The 19,707-nt window shown below is 69.4% G+C and carries 16 protein-coding genes and 1 pseudogene; 9 read left to right on the top strand and 8 right to left on the bottom strand.

What is annotated here, in order from left to right:
• Positions 1-2 precede the first annotated feature (2 nt).
• From gyrA to dnaA, 7 genes are all read right to left on the bottom strand, one after another.
• On the bottom strand, positions 3-2,615 hold the full coding sequence (gene gyrA / locus OOK31_RS20495) for a DNA gyrase subunit A (protein ID WP_267088729.1): 2,613 nt from the start codon (positions 2,613-2,615) through the stop codon (positions 3-5).
• Positions 2,616-2,655: 40 nt separating this feature from the next.
• Entirely contained in the window at positions 2,656-4,725 is a 2,070-nt protein-coding gene (gyrB, locus tag OOK31_RS20500; RefSeq protein WP_267088730.1) for a DNA topoisomerase (ATP-hydrolyzing) subunit B, read from the bottom strand.
• 1,129 nt (positions 4,726-5,854) lie between these two features.
• Positions 5,855-6,388 (bottom strand): DUF721 domain-containing protein, encoded by a 534-nt coding sequence (locus OOK31_RS20505; RefSeq protein ID WP_267088731.1) that lies wholly within the window; start codon positions 6,386-6,388, stop codon positions 5,855-5,857.
• Positions 6,385-7,521 (bottom strand): DNA replication/repair protein RecF, encoded by a 1,137-nt coding sequence (recF, locus tag OOK31_RS20510; RefSeq protein WP_267088732.1) that lies wholly within the window; start codon positions 7,519-7,521, stop codon positions 6,385-6,387. Before recF ends, OOK31_RS20505 begins: the two co-directional genes overlap by 4 nt.
• Positions 7,522-7,585: 64 nt before the next feature.
• Positions 7,586-8,464 (bottom strand): phosphogluconate dehydrogenase (NAD(+)-dependent, decarboxylating), encoded by an 879-nt coding sequence (gene gnd, locus OOK31_RS20515; protein ID WP_323188241.1) that lies wholly within the window; start codon positions 8,462-8,464, stop codon positions 7,586-7,588.
• A gap of 207 nt (positions 8,465-8,671) precedes the next feature.
• Positions 8,672-9,802, bottom strand: coding sequence for a DNA polymerase III subunit beta (gene dnaN / locus OOK31_RS20520; RefSeq protein WP_267088734.1), 1,131 nt, complete (start codon positions 9,800-9,802; stop codon positions 8,672-8,674).
• 863 nt (positions 9,803-10,665) lie between these two features.
• On the bottom strand, positions 10,666-12,462 hold the full coding sequence (dnaA, locus tag OOK31_RS20525) for a chromosomal replication initiator protein DnaA (RefSeq protein WP_267088735.1): 1,797 nt from the start codon (positions 12,460-12,462) through the stop codon (positions 10,666-10,668).
• A 359-nt stretch (positions 12,463-12,821) separates the two neighbouring features.
• Between dnaA and rpmH the strand changes: the two genes are divergently transcribed.
• The 9 genes and pseudogenes from rpmH to OOK31_RS20570 all read left to right on the top strand — a co-directional run bounded on the left by rpmH (position 12,822) and on the right by OOK31_RS20570 (position 19,264).
• Entirely contained in the window at positions 12,822-12,959 is a 138-nt protein-coding gene (gene rpmH, locus OOK31_RS20530; protein ID WP_008741645.1) for a 50S ribosomal protein L34, read from the top strand.
• A 21-nt stretch (positions 12,960-12,980) separates the two neighbouring features.
• On the top strand, positions 12,981-13,355 hold the full coding sequence (gene rnpA / locus OOK31_RS20535) for a ribonuclease P protein component (RefSeq protein ID WP_267088736.1): 375 nt from the start codon (positions 12,981-12,983) through the stop codon (positions 13,353-13,355).
• Positions 13,352-13,606: pseudogene (yidD, locus tag OOK31_RS20540) on the top strand (membrane protein insertion efficiency factor YidD); the annotation flags it as partial. The gene rnpA and the pseudogene yidD, both read left to right, overlap by 4 nt.
• Positions 13,607-13,636: 30 nt before the next feature.
• On the top strand, positions 13,637-14,743 hold the full coding sequence (yidC, locus tag OOK31_RS20545) for a membrane protein insertase YidC (RefSeq protein ID WP_267088737.1): 1,107 nt from the start codon (positions 13,637-13,639) through the stop codon (positions 14,741-14,743).
• Positions 14,744-14,758: 15 nt separating this feature from the next.
• The gene (locus OOK31_RS20550; RefSeq protein ID WP_249766856.1) at positions 14,759-15,271 is read left to right on the top strand and encodes a R3H domain-containing nucleic acid-binding protein; all 513 of its coding nucleotides are present in this window, start codon (positions 14,759-14,761) and stop codon (positions 15,269-15,271) included.
• 110 nt (positions 15,272-15,381) lie between these two features.
• Positions 15,382-16,101 (top strand): 16S rRNA (guanine(527)-N(7))-methyltransferase RsmG, encoded by a 720-nt coding sequence (rsmG, locus tag OOK31_RS20555; RefSeq protein WP_267088738.1) that lies wholly within the window; start codon positions 15,382-15,384, stop codon positions 16,099-16,101.
• 244 nt (positions 16,102-16,345) lie between these two features.
• Complete coding sequence (locus OOK31_RS20560; RefSeq protein WP_267088739.1) at positions 16,346-17,443, top strand: ParA family protein; 1,098 nt, start codon at positions 16,346-16,348, stop codon at positions 17,441-17,443.
• Positions 17,440-18,561: a ParB/RepB/Spo0J family partition protein gene (locus OOK31_RS20565; RefSeq protein WP_267088740.1), complete on the top strand. Its 1,122-nt coding sequence runs from the start codon at positions 17,440-17,442 to the stop codon at positions 18,559-18,561. The genes OOK31_RS20560 and OOK31_RS20565 overlap by 4 nt, the downstream gene beginning before the upstream one ends.
• A gap of 79 nt (positions 18,562-18,640) precedes the next feature.
• On the top strand, positions 18,641-19,264 hold the full coding sequence (locus OOK31_RS20570) for a GNAT family N-acetyltransferase (protein WP_267088741.1): 624 nt from the start codon (positions 18,641-18,643) through the stop codon (positions 19,262-19,264).
• A gap of 87 nt (positions 19,265-19,351) precedes the next feature.
• Here OOK31_RS20570 and trxA read toward each other — a convergent pair whose 3' ends face one another.
• Positions 19,352-19,687, bottom strand: coding sequence for a thioredoxin (gene trxA, locus OOK31_RS20575; protein ID WP_267088742.1), 336 nt, complete (start codon positions 19,685-19,687; stop codon positions 19,352-19,354).
• Between the last annotated feature and the right edge of the window lie 20 nt (positions 19,688-19,707).

Genomic DNA, 19,707 nt, shown 5'->3' on the forward strand with positions numbered 1-19,707 from the left:
GCTTACTCCTCGTGCTCCCCTGCCGGGGGCTCTGTGCCCTCGGCTGCCTCGGCGGCCTGTCCTTCGGCTGCCCCGGCCTCGATCTCTGACTCGATCTCGTCGGCCTCGTCAGCTTCCTGACCGGCCTCGGCGTTACGAGCGATGCCGACCACGGCATCGCGCTTGCCCAGGTTGATCAGCTGGACGCCCATGGTGTCACGGCCGGTCTCCCTGACTTCGTTGACGCGCGTACGGATCACACCACCGCTGAGCGTGATGGCGAGAATCTCGTCCGTTTCGTCGACCACCAGCGCGCCGACGAGCGACCCCCGGTCCTCCACGATCTTGGCAGCCTTGATGCCCAGACCGCCTCGTCCCTGGACGCGGTACTCGTCCACCGCGGTCCGCTTGGCGTAACCGCCGTCGGTCGCGGTGAAGACGAACGTACCGGGCCGGACCACGCTCATGGAAAGCAGCTCGTCCCCGCCCCGGAAACTCATGCCCTTCACGCCCGAGGTGGCGCGGCCCATCGGGCGCAGCGCGTCGTCGGTCGCCGTGAAGCGGATCGACTGCGCCTTCTTGCTGATGAGCAGCAGGTCGTCCTCGGCGGACACCAGCTCGGCGCCGATCAGCTCGTCGTCGCTGCCGTCCTCGGTCTCGCGGAGGTTGATCGCGATGACGCCACCCGAACGGGGAGAGTCGTAGTCCTTCAGCGCCGTCTTCTTCACCAGGCCGCCCTTGGTGGCCAGGATCAGGTACGGGGCGGCCTCGTAGTCGCGGATCGCGAGGATCTGGGCGATCTTCTCGTCCGGCTGGAAGGCCAGCAGGTTCGCCACGTGCTGCCCGCGCGCGTCACGGCCGGCGTCCGGCAGCTCGTACGCCTTGGACCGGTAGACGCGGCCCTTGTTCGTGAAGAACAGCAGCCAGTGGTGCGTGGTGGACACGAAGAAGTGGTCGACCAGGTCGTCCTGCTTCAGCTTCGTGCCGCGCACGCCCTTGCCGCCGCGCTTCTGCGACCGGTAGTCCTCGGTCTTGGTGCGCTTGACGTAGCCGCCGTGCGTGATGGTGACGACGATGTCCTCTTCGGCGATCAGGTCCTCCATGGACATGTCGCCGTCGAAGGGCACCAGCTTGGAACGCCGGTCGTCGCCGAACTTCTCGACGATCGCGGCCAGTTCCTCGCTGACGATGGAGCGCTGCTTCTCCTCCGAGGCCAGGATCGAGTTGTACTCGTTGATCTTGGCCTGGAGCTCGTCGTGCTCGGCGACGATCTTCTGCCGCTCCAGGGCGGCCAGGCGGCGCAGCTGCATCTCCAGGATGGCGTTCGCCTGGATCTCGTCGATCGACAGCAGGCCCATCAGGCCCTCGCGCGCGATCTCGACGGTGTTGCTGCGCCGGATGAGGGCGATGACCTCGTCGATCGCGTCCAGCGCCTTGAGCAGGCCGCGCAGGATGTGCGCGCGCTCCTCCGCCTTGCGCAGGCGGAAGCGCGTGCGCCGGACGATGACCTCGATCTGGTGCTGCACCCAGTGGCGGATGAAGGCGTCGATCGACAGGGTGCGCGGCACCCCGTCCACCAGCGCCAGCATGTTCGCGCCGAAGTTCGTCTGGAGCTCGGTGTGCTTGTAGAGGTTGTTCAGCACGACCTTCGCGACGGCATCGCGCTTGAGCACGATCACCAGGCGCTGGCCGGTCCGGGACGAGGTCTCGTCGCGGACGTCGGCGATGCCGCCGATCTTGCCGTCCTTCACCAGGTCGGCGATCTTCTGCGCGAGGTTGTCGGGGTTGGTCTGGTACGGGAGCTCCGTGACCACCAGGCACTGGCGGTTCTGGATCTCCTCGACCTCGACCACCGCGCGCATCGTGATGGAGCCGCGACCGGTGCGGTACGCCTCCTCGATGCCCTTGCGGCCCACGACCAGGGCGCCCGAGGGGAAGTCCGGGCCCTTGATCCGCTCGAGGAGCGCCTCGAGGAGCTCCTCGTGGGAGGCCTCCGGGTGCTCCAGCGCCCACTGGGCGCCGGCCGCGACCTCGCGCAGGTTGTGCGGCGGGATGTTGGTGGCCATACCGACGGCGATACCGGCGCTGCCGTTGACCAGCAGGTTCGGGAAGCGCGCCGGCAGGACCGTCGGCTCCTGGTTGCGGCCGTCGTAGTTGTCCGTGAAGTCGACGGTCTCCTCGTCGATGTCCCGGAGCATCTCCATGGCCAGCGGCATCAGCTTGCACTCGGTGTAGCGCATCGCGGCCGCAGGGTCGTTGCCCGGGGAGCCGAAGTTGCCGTTGCTGTCCACCAGCGGCATGCGCATCGACCACGGCTGGGCCAGGCGGACCAGGGCGTCGTAGATCGAGGAGTCACCGTGCGGGTGGTAGGTGCCCATGACGTCACCGACGACGCGGGCGCACTTGTAGAAGCCCTTCTCGGGCCGGTAGCCGCCGTCGTACATCGCGTACAGCACACGACGGTGGACCGGCTTGAGGCCGTCCCGTACGTCGGGCAGCGCGCGGGAGACGATGACGGACATCGCGTAGTCGAGGTAGGAGCGCTGCATCTCCGTCTCGAGCCCGACGGGCTCGATGCGCAGCACGGGCTGCTCCTCCGCGGCGTTTTCTGCGGTGGGGGTGGTTTCGTCGGCCATTGCTGGTCAGAAGTCCTTTCAGGCGGTCAGCTGAGCCGACTCAGATGTCGAGGAAGCGAACGTCCTTGGCGTTGCGCTGGATGAAGGAGCGCCGGGCTTCGACGTCCTCACCCATCAGCACCGAGAACAGGTCGTCGGCCTGCGCGGCGTCGTCCAGGGTGACCTGGCCGAGCACGCGGTGGTCGACGTCCATGGTGGTGACGCGCAGCTCCTCGGCGTTCATCTCGCCCAGACCCTTGAAGCGCTGGATCGAGTCTTCCTTGATCCGCTTGCCGTTCTGCTTGCCCAGCTCGACCAGGGCGTCGCGCTCGCGGTCCGAGTACGCGTACTCGAAGTCGTCGCGGCCCCACTTGATCTTGTAGAGCGGCGGGCGCGACAGGTACACGTGACCGGCCTCGACCAGCGGCCGCATGAAGCGGAAGAGGAAGGTCAGCAGCAGGGTGTTGATGTGCTGGCCGTCGACGTCGGCGTCCGCCATCAGGATGATCTTGTGATAGCGGAGCTTCTCGATGTCGAAGTCCTCGTGCACGCCCGTGCCGAAGGCGCTGATCAGCGCCTGGACCTCGGTGTTCTGGAGGATCTTGTCGATGCGCGCCTTCTCGACGTTCAGGATCTTGCCGCGGATGGGCAGGATGGCCTGGTACATCGGGTTGCGGCCGGACTTCGCCGAGCCGCCGGCGGAGTCACCCTCGACGATGAAGATCTCGCACTTGGTCGGGTCGTTCGACTGGCAGTCGGACAGCTTGCCCGGCAGCGAGGCGCTCTCCAGCAGACCCTTGCGGCGGGTCAGGTCGCGGGCCTTGCGGGCCGCGACGCGGGCCGTGGCCGCCTGGATCGACTTGCGGATGATGTCCGCGGCCTCGACCGGGTTGCGGTCGAACCAGTCGTTCAGGTGCTCGTGGACCACCTTCTGCACGAAGGTCTTGGCCTCCGTGTTGCCCAGCTTGGTCTTCGTCTGGCCCTCGAACTGGGGCTCGCCCAGCTTGATCGAGATGATCGCCGTCAGACCCTCGCGGATGTCCTCGCCGGCGAGGTTGTCGTCCTTCTCGCGGAGCAGCTTCTTGTCGCGCGCGTAGCGGTTGACCAGACCCGTCAGCGCGGCGCGGAAGCCCTCTTCGTGGGTACCGCCCTCGTGCGTGTGGATCGTGTTCGCGAAGGAGTAGACACCCTCGGTGTACTGCGAGTTCCACTGCATCGCGATCTCGACCGAGAGCATGCGCTCCTTGTCCTCGGCCTCGACGTCGATGACGGTCGGGTGGATCAGCTCGCCCTTGCGCGCGTTGAGGTACTTCACGAAGTCGACGATGCCGCCCTCGTAGTGGTACTTCACCGTGCGCGCCTGGCTGTCGTCGGCCTCCTCGGCCGAGTCCGCGCCCACCGTGGCCTTCGCCGACTCGCGCTCGTCCGTCAGCGTCAGGGTCAGGCCCTTGTTGAGGAAGGCCATCTCCTGGAAGCGCCGCGAGAGCGTCTCGAAGGAGTACTCGGTGGTCTCGAAGACGTCGCCGTCGGCCCAGAAGGTGACCGAGGTGCCGGTCTCGTCGGTCTCCTCGTTCTTGGCGAGGGCCGCCGTCGGGACACCGAGCTTGTAGTCCTGGGTCCAGCGGTAGCCGTCACGCCGGACCTCGACCGCGACCTTCGTCGACAGGGCGTTCACGACGGAGACACCGACACCGTGCAGACCGCCGGAGACGGCGTAGCCGCCGCCACCGAACTTGCCGCCCGCGTGCAGGACGGTCAGGACGACCTCGACGGCGGGCTTGCCCTCGGACGGGACGATGTCGACCGGGATGCCTCGGCCGTTGTCGACGACACGGACTCCGCCGTCGGCGAGGATCGTCACGTCGATGGTGTCCGCGTGGCCGGCCATGGCCTCGTCGACCGAGTTGTCGACTACCTCCTGGACGAGGTGGTGCAGGCCGCGCTCACCGGTGGAACCGATGTACATGCCCGGGCGCTTGCGGACGGCGTCCAGACCCTCCAGGACCTGGATGTTGCTGCCCGTGTAACCACCACCGGCTTCGCCGGCCGCGGCGTTCTCCTCGGTGGTGGACTCGTTCTTGTCGTTGGGGTTGCCGGAATCGGCCACGAAGCGCCCTTTCTGGCACAGCACAGGCCGTACTCCGGGCCAGCAGGCATGCAAGCAGGAGCGGCTGCGTCGATCTGCGTTGTCAGCGTGTAGTCGGCGTAAGTCGGTGTTACTCGACTGCCATCCCGCAAGCGGGCGGGATTGTCTCCAGTCTACCGGTACCACTGACATGAATGGGGGTTTGCCGGTACCTGAGTCCGCATGTGCCGCCCTGAACCTCCTCTCTCCGACTCCCCACATCAGGGGAGGGGCTCAAAGCGGCTCACACGGGCGTCCAGCGCTTCGGGCTGTCAACCCGTCACTACCGTGAGGGACACCACCCGCGAACACCCCGATCCGGAATCCGACGACCCCGCCCCCGCCCGTCTCCAGGAGGCCCCGCCCGACCAAAACGGAACCTACGCCTCCATCCCCGTCGCCCCTCCTGCCGAAAGCGGCGCGAGGAGGTCCGGGGGGCACGGGGGCAGGGGGCGCGGGGCCGGGGGCCAGGGGAGGCAGGGGGCCAGAGGGCCAGGGGGCCGCCGGGGCCTCGGGCCCGGGGCCTCGGGCCCGGGGACCGGGGGCCTCGGACCGGGGGCCTCGGGCCCGGGGACCGGGGGCCTCGGACCGGGGGCCTCGGACCGGGGGCCTCGGACCGGGGGTCAGGGGCCAGGGGCCTCGGACCGGGGGCCTCGGGCTGGGGGTCAGGGGCCAGGGGGGCCACCGGGCCAGGAGGGCCAGGGGGGCCAAGGGGGGCCAGGGGGGCCACCAGGGCCCGGGGGCCCACCAGGAGCAAGGGAACCACCGAAGGCCACGGGGCTACCGGCCAGGGGACGGCTCGCCTGCTCGGGCCGGAGGGCCGGGGGCCCGCACCGGGCCACGCACCACCCGTCGGGAGACTGCCCCGGCCGGCTCGGGCCGAACGCACGGCGCGGGAGCCCGCCTGCGGCCGCTGCGGCAGCGGACACCGGCCCGCTCGGGCCGCGAGGTCAGGGCAGTGGCCCGCCCGGGCCTCGAGGATCGGGGCAATGGCCCGGCCGGGGGCCGCCGGGCCCGCTCGGGCCGGGCCGGGGCGGGGTGGGCCCGGGCCGTTCGGGCCGGGCCCGGGGACCGTGACGCGGGTCGGGGTCAGCCGCCCGCCGTGCCCCGCCCGCCGCAGGCGAGCGGCGCCCGGTCAGCCGTACGTGTCGCCCGGGCCCGTGCTGCCCGGCGCGCGCCACGGCCCGTACCGCTTCGGCCGGCCCCCCGGCCCCTGCACCTTGATCAGCCGGACGGTGCCCTGCCCCAGGTCCGCGTTGAGCCGGGCCACCAGCTGCGGGGCCAGCAGCTTCAGCTGCGCCGCCCAGGCCGAGGAGTCGCACCGCACCACGAGCTCCCGGTCCTCGTAGCGCTCCGGCACGCAGTGCGCGGCGATGTCCGGGCCGACGATCTCCGGCCAGCGTTCCATCACCCCGGCCACCGCGATCGGCATCTCCCAGCCGCGCTCGGTCCGCAGCCGGTCCAGCGCCGCCATCAGCGGCATCGGGTCGCGGCCGTCCGCCCGCGCGCCCGAGCGGAGCCCCGGCTGGTACTGCCGTTTCTTCCCGCCTGCCACGTTGCCCCGGGCGCGGGCCTGCTCCCGCGCGGCGGCCAGTGCCTGCCGCGCCAGGTCCACCCCGGACGGCTCCGGGGCCTTGCGCGCCGCCTTGTCCTGCTCGCCCTCGCTCACAGCCGGGTCACCTCACCGCCGGACACCCCGAACCGCGTCCCCGAGAGCACGCCCGGAACGTCATCGTCCACTGCCGCCGTCACCAGTACCTGTTCGCCCGGCGCCACCAGTTCCGCGAGCCGCTCGCGGCGCCGCGCGTCCAGTTCGGCGAAGACGTCGTCCAGGATCAGCACCGGTTCCGTCCCCTCCGAGCGCAGCAGCTCGTACGAGGCCAGGCGCAGCGCCAGCGCGTACGACCAGGACTCGCCGTGGCTCGCGTACCCCTTGGCCGGCAGCTCGCCGAGCCGCAGCAGGACGTCGTCGCGGTGCGGGCCGACCAGGGTCACGCCGCGTTCGATCTCCTGCTTGCGCACCTCCACGAGGGCCGCGAGCAGCACCTCGTAGAGCGCCTCGCGGGTGCGTGCCTCGCCGCCGTCGACCGGCTCGCCGGCCGAGGAGCGGTAGGCGAGCCCGAGCGGCCCGCCGCCGGGCGCGAGCTGCTCGTAGGCCTTGTCGGCGAGCGGCAGCAGGGTCGCGAGCAGGTCGAGGCGCTGCGCGAGCAGCTCGGCGCCGGCGCGCGCCAGGTGCTGGTCCCACACGTCGAGGGTGGACAGGTCCATGGAGCGGCCGCCGTGCCGGCGGGCCATCGCGGCGGACTTCAGCAGGGTGTTGCGCTGCTTGAGGACCCGCTCGTAGTCGGAGCGGACGGCCGCCATCCGCGGCGAGCGCGCGGTGACGAGCTCGTCCAGGAAGCGGCGCCGCTCCCCGGGGTCGCCCTTGACCAGGGCCAGGTCCTCCGGCGCGAACAGCACGGTCCGTACGATCCCCAGCACGTCCCGGGGTCTGACCTGCGAGGACCGGTTGATCCGGGCCCGGTTGGCGCGTCCGGGGTTGAGCTCCAGCTCGACGAGCTGCTGCCGTTCCCCCTGGGTGACGGCGGCGCGCACGATCGCCCGGTCGGCGCCCATGCGGACCAGCGGGGCGTCGGAGGACACCCGGTGGCTGCCCAGGGTGGCCAGGTAGCCGATGGCCTCGACGAGGTTCGTCTTGCCCTGGCCGTTGGGGCCCACGAAAGCGGTGACGCCCGGGGCGAGGGGAACCTCGGCCCGGGCGTACGAGCGGAAGTCGGCCAACGAGAGATGCGATACATGCATACGGCGCCGACCTCCCCCGGCTTCCTGCTGTTCTGCTCTGTGGTGCTGCTGTGGTGCGGTGGTGCTACTTCTTCTCCACCGCGTGGCCGCCGAACTGGTTGCGCAGCGCGGCGATCATCTTCATCTGCGGGGAGTCGTCCTGGCGGGACGCGAAACGGGCGAACAGCGAGGCCGTGATCGCCGGCAGCGGCACGGCGTTGTCGATCGCCGCCTCGACGGTCCAGCGGCCCTCGCCGGAGTCCTGCGCGTAGCCGCGCAGCTGCTCCAGGTGCTCGTCCTCGTCCAGCGCGTTCACGGCGAGGTCCAGCAGCCAGGAACGGATGACCGTGCCCTCCTGCCAGGAGCGGAAGACCTCGCGGACGTCGGTGACCGAGTCCACCTTCTCCAGGAGCTCCCAGCCCTCGGCGTAGGCCTGCATCATGGCGTACTCGATGCCGTTGTGGACCATCTTCGCGAAGTGGCCCGCGCCGACCTTGCCGGCGTGCACGGCGCCGAAGTCACCTTCGGGCTTGAGGGCGTCGAAGACCGGCTGGACGGCCGCGACGTGCTCCGGCTCGCCGCCGTACATCAGCGCGTAGCCGTTCTCCAGGCCCCAGACGCCGCCCGAGACGCCGCAGTCGACGAAGCCGATGCCCTTGGCCTTCAGCTCTTCGGCGTGCTTCTCGTCGTCGGTCCAGCGGGAGTTGCCGCCGTCGACGACGATGTCGCCGGGGGAGAGCAGCTCCGCCAGCTCGTCGACGGTGGACTGCGTCGCCGCACCTGCCGGGACCATCACCCACACCACGCGGGGGGCCTGCAGGCTGTCCACAAGTTCCCGCAGGCTGTGGACATCGGCGAGGTCCGGGTTGCGGTCGTATCCGATGACGGTGTGGCCTGCGCGGCGGATGCGCTCGCGCATGTTGCCGCCCATCTTGCCGAGACCGACGAGACCAAGCTCCATCAGGTGGTTCCTTAAGCGTTGTGGCCGTCTATGCCGGGGCTCCCCTGGTGTCCCGTGGGTCCCTGGGGCCGCCCGCCGGATCCGAGCCTACGCCGGGCCGTGGCGCGGGGCCCCACGGGCGCTCCCGGCGCCGCCGGGGGATGGCCCCGGACGGGGACGGGCCCGGACCTCGCAGCCTGCGAGACCGGGCCCGGCGCCGACGTACGGGCGTCAGCCGGAGAGGCGGACCGGCATGATCAGGTACTTGTAGGCCTCGTCGGCCTCCGCGTCGACCGCGGGGCGGCCGCTGAGCAGCGCCGGCTTGGTGGACGTGGTGAAGCTGAGCTGCGCGGCCGGCGAGTCGATCGCGCTCAGACCGTCCAGCAGGAAGGTCGGGTTGAAGGCGATCGAGATGTCGTCGCCCTCCAGCTTGGCGTCCACACGTTCCACAGCCTGTGCATCGTCGGAGGAACCGGCCTCCAGGATGAGCACACCCTGCTCGAAGCTGAGGCGCACCGGGGTGTTGCGCTCGGCGACGAGGGCCACGCGCTTGACGGCCTCGACGAACGGCGCGGTCTCGATCACCGCGATGGAGTTGAACTCCGTCGGGAAGAGGGTGCGGTACTTCGGCAGGTCGCCTTCGAGCAGCCGGGTGGTGGTGCGGCGGCCCGCGCCCTCGAAGCCGATCAGGCCCTCGCCCTGGCCGGAGCCGGAGAGCGCCAGGGTGACGGTGTCACCGCTGGTCAGGGACTTGGCGGTGTCCAGGAGCGTCTTGGCGGGCACCAGGGCCACGGCCGAGGCGTCCGGGTTCTCCGGCTTCCACAGGAACTCGCGGACCGCGAAGCGGTAGCGGTCGGTGGAGGCCAGGGTGACGCGGTCGCCCTCGATCTCGATGCGGACACCGGTCAGCACGGGCAGCGTGTCGTCGCGGCCGGCGGCGATGGCGACCTGGGCGGCGGCGGAGGCGAAGACCTCACCGGGCACGGTGCCGGTCGCGGTCGGCATCTGCGGCAGTGCCGGGTACTCCTCCACAGGCAGGGTGTGGAGTGTGAATCGCGAGGAGCCGCAGACCACGGTCGCCCGTACACCGTCTGTGGAAATCTCCACCGGGCGGTTGGGGAGGGCGCGGCAGATGTCGGCGAGGAGCCGGCCGGAGACGAGGACGGTGCCGTCCTCCTCCACGTCCGCCTCGACGGAGACCCGGGCCGAGACCTCGTAGTCGAAGCCGGAGAGGGACAGGGTGCCGTCCTCGGCCTTCAGCAGCAGGCCCGCGAGTACGGGCACCGGCGGCCGGGCCGGGAGGCTGCGTGCAGCCCAGGCCACCGCCTCCGCGAGTACGTCGCGCTCCACCCGGATCTTCACCGGAACCGCCTCCTGCTGTTGCTCGCTCGTCTGCCGGCCTTCGTCGTCGGCTCGTCGATGCCTCGACCGATGCCGGGGACCAGTCTGACGTACGGCGCCGACAGTCGTCGCGGCTGGCGGTCAAGTCGGGAGCGAGGTGTCGGGGCGGCCGATCGACGAGTTGTGCACAGGACCCGCTTGAAAACCGAAACCGGCCTAACTCTCTATGGGGGTAGTAGTAGGGCCTGTGGAAACGGTGGATAAGCCCGTTTTCCCAGGTCAGCCCGCGTTTTTTATCCCCACACCCTGTGTACGGCACCGGTGGACAACAGGGGGTATCTGTGGAGAACGAAAACTTCTGCACAGGCCGTCCCCAGGTGACCCCCGGTACTCCACAGCTGCGTCCCCAGCTTTTCCCCAGTGGTCCACAGACCAAACGTCGACATCCGTGTGACCGCTTTCACTCGGGGCGGTGACAGGAGGTGCCGAGTTGCCGAACAGTGGACAACGGTGTGGAGAACCCCTCGGATCCTGTGCACAGCATGCGGGAACCTGTGGGTCTGCGGTGGACAGAGGAGTGGATGACCCTGTGGGCGAAATTTCTGTCCACAGCCTGTGGATGACGCTTCCTCACAATTCCACAGGGGGCTGACCTGCCCTGATGAGCCCTCAACCTGCGGTCCTGTGGACAGATTGTGGGCGACGAGGACTGTCCTCAGGCTGTGGACGGAAGAAAGTCCACCAATCTGTGGATGAAGGCCTCCTCCGGGGGCGCATTCGAACAGAGCAGGGGCGCGCGGACGAAGAAGGGCGCCCCCGGTTCGATCCGGAAGCGCCCTGTCGTGGGGTTTGAAGGGCCCCTGGCACGGCCGCCGGGGCCGGCCTCAGCCGTTCTTGATGCGGTTCGTGAGCTCCGTTACCTGGTTGTAGATGGAGCGGCGCTCCGCCATCAGGGCGCGGATCTTGCGGTCCGCGTGCATGACGGTCGTGTGGTCGCGCCCGCCGAACTGGGCCCCGATCTTCGGCAGTGAGAGGTCCGTGAGCTCCCGGCACAGGTACATGGCGATCTGCCGGGCGGTCACCAGGACCCGGCTGCGCGAGGAGCCGCACAGGTCGTCCACGGTCAGCCCGAAGTAGTCGGCGGTGGCCGCCATGATGTCGGAGGCGGTGATCTCGGGCGCGCTGTCCTCGCCGCCCGGGATCAGGTTCTTCAGCACGTCCTCGGTCAGACCCAGGTCGACCGGCTGCCTGTTGAGGCTCGCGAAGGCCGTGACCCGGATCAGCGCCCCCTCCAGCTCGCGGATGTTGCGCGAGATGCGGGAGGCGATGAACTCCAGTACCTCCGGCGGGGCGTTGAGCTGCTCCTGGACGGCCTTCTTGCGCAGGATCGCGATGCGGGTCTCCAGCTCGGGCGGCTGGACGTCGGTGATCAGGCCCCACTCGAAGCGGTTGCGGAGCCGGTCCTCCAGGGTGACGAGCTGCTTGGGCGGCCGGTCGGAGGACAGCACGATCTGCTTGTTGGCGTTGTGGAGCGTGTTGAAGGTGTGGAAGAACTCCTCCTGCGTCGACTCCTTGCTCGCGAGGAACTGGATGTCGTCGACGAGCAGGATGTCCATCTCGCGGTAGCGCTTGCGGAAGGCGTCGCCCTTCCCGTCACGGATCGAGTTGATGAACTCGTTGGTGAACTCCTCCGAGCTCACGTACCGCACCCGGGTTCCGGGGTAGAGGCTGCGCGCGTAGTGCCCGATGGCGTGCAGCAGGTGCGTCTTGCCGAGGCCCGACTCCCCGTAGATGAACAGGGGGTTGTACGCCTTCGCCGGCGCCTCCGCGACGGCCACCGCGGCGGCGTGCGCGAAGCGGTTGGAGGCGCCGATCACGAAGGTGTCGAAGAGGTACTTGGGGTTCAGCCGGGCGGTGGGCTCCAGCGGGCCCGAGGTGGAACCGCCCGAGGGCGCCGGGGGCGGCGCCGGCCGGCCGGGAGCCGGGCGCGGGGCGGGCTGCTCGTACTTCTGCTGCTCGTACTGCTGGGCCTCGTACTTCTGCTGCTCGTACTTCTGGGACTCGTACGGGGACTGCTCGTACTGCTGCTGGTCGTAGCCGCCCTGGTCGTAGCCGCCGGGCTCCGGCTGCTGGAGGTAGCCGGGCTGCGGGGAGGCGTACGGATCGCGCTCGGGGAAGCCGCCCAGGCGCTGCTGCTGCCAGCCGTAGTCGTCCTGCTGGCCGCCGCGGGGCCAGGCACCGGGCTCGGGGCGCGGCTGCTGGTAGTCCGGGTAGGCGGGGCGGGCGGTGGGCAGCTGGTCCTCGCCGGGACCGCCCGGGCCGGTGTGCCCGCCGGGGCGCTGGCCGCCGTACGGCTCGTAGCCCTCGCGGGGCGAGGGGGAGGGCGGCGCGGAGGGCGCGGGCTCACCGGCGGAGTCGTCCACGGTGATGGCGATCCGGATGGGCCGGCCGCACTCGCGGCTCAGGGCATCGCTGATGAGCGGGGCCAGGCGGCCTTCGAGAACCCGCTTGCCCCATTCGTTGGGGACGGCGAGGAGGGCCGTGTCGGCGACGAGGGCCAGGGGCTGGCAGCGTTCGACCCACTGCTTGTCCTTGGGCTCGATGCCTTGCTGACCCTCCCCGAGCAGCTTCTCGAGCACGCGTGGCCACACTGCGGCAAGATCGGCAGGTACGTCAGCCACAGAGCACGCTCTCTCACGGGGTCCCGTCCCACGAATGTGTGGTTCTTTGGGACGGTCGGGACAAAAAAACAGGGATCAGGCAACGGTAGTCAGGCCGGTGGGTAGGGTTCAAGTCGTTGTCCACAGCCTGTGCACAGTGTGGGGCAGCGAAGGCTCGGTTTGACCGGATGGCGTAGCCGCGCGTACCGTAACGAGGTCGAGTTGTCGATGGCTGCTGCCGCCTGCCTACCGATGGGCGAGATCACTGATTGTGATCGTTTAGCGGTGTCCACTCGGGCGAACACGCGAGTTCCTCGTGGGCGCACGGTGACAGCCAGGCGATGTAACGCCACACACGATTCATTCTCTGGAGCCCCCGAGTGAGCAAGCGCACCTTCCAGCCGAACAACCGCCGTCGTGCCAAGACCCACGGCTTCCGTCTGCGGATGCGTACCCGCGCCGGTCGCGCGATCCTCGCGAACCGCCGTGGCAAGGGCCGCGCAGCCCTTTCCGCGTAACAACGCGCAGGTCGTGACGTCGTGCTGTCTCCCGAAAATCGGCTGAGGCGGCGTGAGGACTTCGCGAGCGCGGTACGCCGGGGCCGGCGGGCAGGACGCCCGCTCCTCGTCGTCCACCTACGTACAAGCGGTGCAACGGACCCGCACGAGCCGGGGGAGATCGATCCCTCGCCGCGTGCGGGTTTCGTCGTCAGCAAGGCTGTCGGCATAGCGGTCGTCCGTAACCGGGTGAAGCGCCGTCTTCGGCATCTTGTCCGTGACCGGCTGGCCCAGCTGCCCGCCGGTAGCCTGGTGGTGGTGCGGGCCTTGCCCGGAGCGGGTGAGGCCGGCCTCGACGAGCTGGCCCGCGACCTGGATGCCGCCCTGGCGCGGCTGCTGGGAGGCGTGGCTCGATGAAGTACCCGCTGCTCGCTTTGATCAAGCTGTACCAGTGGACGATCAGTCCGCTGCTCGGGCCGGTGTGCCGCTATTACCCGTCGTGCTCGCACTACGGGTTCGCGGCCATCGACCGGCATGGTGCGGTGAAGGGGACGGTTCTGACCGCCTGGCGGATCCTGCGGTGCAATCCGTGGTCCCCGGGCGGTGTGGATCATGTCCCACCCCGGAAACGCCCGCGTTGGCACGAGCAGCTGCGCAGTGCGTTGCGTAGATCTCGCAATGCTCAAGGAGCCTGATTAGTGGACACGATTGCCAGTCTGTTCAGCTTTATCACCACACCCGTGTCGTGGATCATCGTCCAGTTCCACAAGCTGTACGGGGCGATCTTCGGTGCGGACAGTGGGTGGGCCTGGGGCCTGTCCATCGTGTCCCTGGTGATCCTGATCCGTATCTGCCTGATCCCGCTCTTCGTGAAGCAGATCAAGGCGACGCGGGGCATGCAGGCGCTCCAGCCGAAGATGAAGGCGATCCAGGAGCGCTACAAGAACGACAAGCAGCGTCAGTCCGAAGAGATGATGAAGCTGTACAAGGAGACGGGTACCAACCCGCTCTCCTCGTGCCTTCCCATCCTGGCGCAGTCCCCGTTCTTCTTCGCGCTCTACCACGTGCTCGCGAGCATCGCCAACGGCAAGACGATCGGTGTCATCAACCAGTCGCTGCTGGAGAGCGCCCGCCAGGCACACATCTTCGGTGCCCCGCTGGCCGCGAAGTTCACGGACAGCGCCGAGAAGGTCGCGAGCCTCAACGCGTCGATCACCGACGTGCGCGTCGTGACGGCCATCATGATCATCCTGATGTCGCTGTCGCAGTTCTACACCCAGCGCCAGCTGATGCAGAAGAACGTCGACCTCTCGGTCAAGACCCCCTTCATGCAGCAGCAGAAGATGCTGATGTACATCTTCCCGCTGATCTTCGCGGTGATGGGCATCAACTTCCCCGTCGGTGTCCTCGTCTACTGGCTGACCACCAACGTGTGGACCATGGGCCAGCAGATGTACGTCATCAACCAGAACCCGACGCCGGGCAGCAAGGCGCAGGACCAGTACCTGACCCGCCTGCTCAAGCACGTCTCCTCCCACGGAGACGTCAAGGGCCGGGGCAAGAAGAAGATCGTCGCGGCGATCGTGGCCAAGGGCCCGGACCGCAACGACAACGAGCGCAAGTTCATCACCGCGCTGACGAAGCAGGGCATGGCCGCACAGGCGGACGGCTCCGTGATCAAGAGTTCTGAGGCCACCGCCGATGCGGACGCGGCGAGCGGCGGTGTCGCGACCAAGCGGCAGCAGCCCAAGCGGCAGCCGAAGTCGAAGCGTCAGACGCCCCCCAGCAAGCCCTCCAAGAAGTAAGAAGGAGTCCCTCCCGTGACGGAAGGCACCACCACCGCCGCCGCTGAGAGTGGCGACACCCTGACCCGCCTGGAGCAGGAGGGTGAGATCGCGGCCGACTACCTTGAGGGTCTGCTGGACATCGCCGACCTGGACGGCGACATCGACATGGACGTCGAGGCCGACCGCGCCGCGGTCTCGATCGTCAGCGACTCCTCCAGCCGCGACCTGCAGAAGCTCGTGGGCCGCGACGGAGAGGTCCTCGAAGCCCTCCAGGAGCTGACCCGCCTCGCCGTGCACCGCGAGACCGGGGACCGCAGCCGGCTGATGCTGGACATCGCCGGGTTCCGGGCGAAGAAGCGCGAGGAGCTGGCGGCCCTGGGTGCCCAGGCCGCCGCCGATGTGAAGGCCTCGGGCGAGCCGCTGAAGCTGGCTCCGATGACGCCGTTCGAGCGCAAGGTCGTCCACGACGCCGTGGCGGCCGCCGGTCTGAAGAGCGAGTCCGAAGGCGAGGAGCCGCAGCGCTTCGTCGTTGTGCTCCCGGCCTGACCGGAACATGGAGTGGTCGGCCCCGTCTGTGTCGCAGACGGGGCCGATGTTTGTAAGCCTGACAGTTGGACGACACGGTCTTAGCGGTTCTGTACGGAAGGACGGTCCCCGTGACGGAGGCAGCGGAGCTTCCCCCGGCGCCTGAAGAGGCGCGCGCGGTGTTCGGTGAGTTTTTCCCGGAAGCTGTGCGGTATGCGGAGCTGCTGGCGGACGCGGGGGTCAAGCGCGGCCTGATCGGGCCGCGCGAGGTTCCCCGGTTGTGGGAGCGGCACCTGCTGAACTGCGCGGTGCTCTCCGAGGTGGTGCCCGAGGGCGTCACCGTCTGCGACGTGGGCTCGGGTGCCGGCCTGCCCGGTATCCCGCTCGCCCTGGTCCGGCGGGACCTGAAGATCACGCTGCTGGAGCCCCTGCTGCGCCGTACGAACTTCCTCCAGGAAGCCGTGGAGCAGCTGGGCCTGGACCACGTCACGGTGGTCCGCGGGCGCGCCGAAGAGGTACTCGGCAAGCTCCAGCCGGTGCACGTGGTGACGGCCCGGGCGGTCGCACCGCTGGACCGGCTCGCGGGCTGGGGCGTACCGCTCCTGCGCCCGTACGGCGAGATGCTGGCGCTGAAGGGCGACACCGCGGAGGAGGAGCTGGTGGCGGCGAAGGCCGCGCTCACCAAGCTCGGTGTGGTGAAGACCTCGGTCCTGCACGTGGGCGAGGGAATCGTCGACCCCCTGTCCACGGTGGTCCGGGTGGAGGTCGGGGAGAGCCCCGGCGGGGTGAGGTTCGCCGCCAAGCGGGCCAAGGCCGCTCGGGTGGGGCGGACGACCCGCAGGCGCCGTTGATCTTTCCGATTTCAGGGGTGTTGGGCCCTATAGGTATGGATTTCGGAGTGTCGTAGCGGCCTGAAGAGTCCGTCCGGGCATCGTGTTTCACGTGAAACGTCGCTCTCTGCTGCACGGAATCATCAGCCGCGGCCGTGCTGCTGCGGCCCCCCGTCACCGCAAGGACGCGGGGGGTACGGAGTTGTCCACAACGGTGGATTCATCCACAGGAGTACGGGCCCCGCTGGTTCGCGACCCAGGTGGCATGGCAGGCTCTGTTCATCGCGAGCCCGCTGCCGAGGAGAGTGACACCGTGCGGTCCGACGCCAACCTCGCGGGGCCGATGGCCGATCCGGTCCCCGGTCCCCGCTCTGAATCGCCGGGTGATGTTTCACGTGAAACATCACCCCCGCCGCTCGTCGACAACGACGAGATCGAGGACACCCCCATCGGCCGTGCCGCCCAGCTGGCCGTCGAGGCGCTCGGGCGCTCGGGGGGTTCCCTGCCCCGCCCCGCGCAGACCCGGATCATGGTGGTCGCCAACCAGAAGGGCGGCGTGGGCAAGACCACGACGACCGTGAACCTGGCGGCCTCGCTGGCCCTGCACGGTGCGCGGGTCCTCGTGATCGACCTCGACCCGCAGGGCAACGCCTCCACGGCACTGGGCATCGACCACCACGCGGACGTCCCGTCCATCTACGACGTGCTCGTGGACAGCCGCCCGCTGCTGGAGGTCGTCCAACCGGTCGTGGACGTGGAAGGGCTGTTCTGTGCCCCGGCCACGATCGACCTGGCGGGCGCGGAGATCGAGCTGGTCTCGCTGGTGGCCCGTGAGAGCCGCCTCCAGCGGGCGATCCAGGCGTACGAGCAGCCGCTCGACTACATCCTGATCGACTGCCCGCCCTCGCTGGGCCTGCTCACGGTGAACGCCATGGTGGCCGGCGCGGAGGTGCTGATCCCGATCCAGTGCGAGTACTACGCACTGGAGGGCCTGGGACAGCTGCTGCGCAACGTCGACCTGGTCCGGGCCCACCTGAACCCGACCCTGCACGTGTCGACGATCCTGCTGACGATGTACGACGGCAGGACCCGGCTGGCCTCCCAGGTGGCGGACGAGGTGCGCACCCACTTCGGCAAGGAGGTGCTGCGCACCAGCATCCCGAGGTCCGTGCGGATCTCGGAGGCCCCGAGCTACGGACAGACGGTTCTCACGTACGACCCGGGTTCCAGCGGCTCCCTCTCCTACCTGGAGGCGGCGCGGGAGATCGCGCTGCGAGGGGCCGGAATCCATTACGACGCCCAGAACGCCCATCCGGGCGCGGGCACGAACAGCACGCAGAGTGTGGCGGAGGGGATCCAGTGAGCGAGCGACGTAGGGGGCTGGGGCGGGGGCTCGCCGCACTGATTCCGGCCGCTTCTCAGGAGAAGACGCCGGCGGTCGGCTCGGGGTCGATGTCTCCGTCGGCGGTACCGGTGCTGACCTCGGAGCGGGGGATCGCCGCGGCCAAGGTCGCTGCCCTGACGCAGGCCGATGTTTCACGTGAAACATCGGTACCGGAGCCGGTCGGGCCGGTGGACGTGGCCGGTGCGGCCGGTGAGCCGGCGGCAGTGCCGGAGGCTGCCGAGGTCGCGGTGGCGACGTTCGCGGAGCTTCCCCTGGACGCGATCACGCCGAACTCGCGGCAGCCCCGCGAGGTGTTCGACGAGGACGCCATGGCGGAGCTGGTGACCTCCATCCTGGAGGTGGGTCTGCTCCAGCCGGTGGTCGTGCGGCAGACGACCCCGGACCGCTACGAGCTGATCATGGGTGAGCGCCGCTGGCGCGCCTGCCGTGAGGCCGGGCTGGAGCGGATTCCGGCGATCATCCGCGCCACGGAGGACGACAAGCTCCTGCTGGACGCGCTCCTGGAGAACCTGCACCGGGCGCAGCTCAACCCCCTGGAGGAGGCGGAGGCGTACGACCAGCTCCTGCACGACTTCAACTGCACCCACGACCAGCTCGCCGACCGGATCGGCCGTTCGCGTCCGCAGGTCACCAATACGCTGCGCCTGCTGAAGCTCTCTCCCCCGGTGCGCCGCCGGGTGGCCGCGGGCGTCCTGTCGGCGGGGCACGCGCGGGCGCTGCTGTCGGTGGAGGACTCCGAGGAGCAGGACCGCCTCGCGCACCGGATCGTCGCCGAGGGCCTGTCGGTGCGTGCGGTCGAGGAGATCATCACGCTGATGGCCTCGGAGCCCACGAGCACGGTGAAGCCCAAGGGCCCGCGTGCGGGTACCCGGGTGGCGCCGGCGCTCAGCGAGCTGGCGACGCGGCTCTCGGACCGCTTCGAGACGCGCGTGAAGGTGGATCTGGGCCAGAAGAAGGGCAAGATCACCGTCGAGTTCGCCTCCATGGAGGACCTGGAGCGGATCCTGGGGACGCTGGCCCCGGGCGAGGGCCGGGTGCTGGAGCAGGGACTTCCGGGGGAGTCCCCGGCCGAGTAGTTACGCCGCTTCTGTCCCCCTGCTCCTTCGAGGGATGTCCGCACTCGAAGAAGCGGGGGGCAGTGGTTACGATGCGGTCATGGGTCGTCGGCTGGTACCGCTCACGCTGGACAACCTCCAGGATCTGCCCAGGCGTTGCAGGAGCTGCGTCTTCTGGGAGCTGGATCCCGTCAGTGGTGCGGCCGCCGTCAAGGCGGGCACCCCTGAGCTGGAGAAGGAGGCGTGGATCTCCGCCGTCCTGCTGGATTGGGGTTCCTGCGGCCGGGTGGTCTACGTGGACGAGGTCCCGGTGGGCTTCGTGCTGTACGCCCCGCCCGCCTACGTGCCGCGCGCCGCTTCCTTTCCCACGAGCCCGGTCTCCCCGGACGCGGTGCAGCTGATCACCGCCTGGATCATGCCGGGGTACCAGGGGCAGGGGCTGGGGCGGGTGATGGTCCAGACGGTCGCGAAGGATCTGCTGCGCCGGGGGTTCAAGGCGATCGAGGCCTTCGGCGACGCGCGGTGGGAACGGCCCGCGTGTCTGCTGCCGGCCGACCATCTCCTGTCGGTGGGCTTCAAGACGGTGCGCCCGCACCCGTCCCACCCGCGGATGCGGCTGGAGCTGAGGACGACGCTGTCGTGGAAGGAAGACGTGGAGCTCGCCCTGGACCGTCTGCTGGGCGGGGCGAGAGCACGCAAGGAACCTGCACTGCGTCCGCTCTGAGCCGTAGCCGAGTGTCCTGGGCGCAGGTACGCGAACGGGGCCGCCCCTGGGAGGGGCGGCCCCGTTTCACGTGAAACATCGGGTGCGTCAGACGGTCTTGGCCGTGACGAAGTCGGAGAGGTCGCGCAGGATGGCGGCCTTCGGCTTGGCACCGACGATGGTCTTGACGACCTCGCCGCCCTGGTAGACGTTCAGGGTCGGGATGGACATGACGCCGTACTTGGCGGCCGTGTCCGGGTTCTGGTCGATGTTCAGCTTCACGATCTCGATCTCATCGCCGTACTCGGCCGCGATGGCCTCGAGGGACGGCGCGATCTGGCGGCACGGGCCGCACCACTCGGCCCAGAAGTCCACCAGCACCGGCTTCTTGCTGGCCAGGACTTCGGCGTCGAAGTCGGCGTCGGTCACGGTCTTGAGAGCCACAGTGGCCTCCAACTTTCCTG

The sequence above is a fragment of the Streptomyces sp. NBC_00249 genome (assembly GCF_026342355.1).
In the GTDB taxonomy this organism is placed as follows: Bacteria; Actinomycetota; Actinomycetes; order Streptomycetales; family Streptomycetaceae; genus Streptomyces.

Coding starts and splice junctions, on each gene's coding strand:
- gyrA (WP_267088729.1), bottom strand. CDS start 2,615: ATGGCCGACGAAACCACCCCCACCGCAGAAAACGCCGCGGAGGAGCAG.
- OOK31_RS20570 (WP_267088741.1), top strand. CDS start 18,641: ATGGGTCGTCGGCTGGTACCGCTCACGCTGGACAACCTCCAGGATCTG.
- OOK31_RS20560 (WP_267088739.1), top strand. CDS start 16,346: ATGGCAGGCTCTGTTCATCGCGAGCCCGCTGCCGAGGAGAGTGACACC.
- recF (WP_267088732.1), bottom strand. CDS start 7,521: ATGCATGTATCGCATCTCTCGTTGGCCGACTTCCGCTCGTACGCCCGG.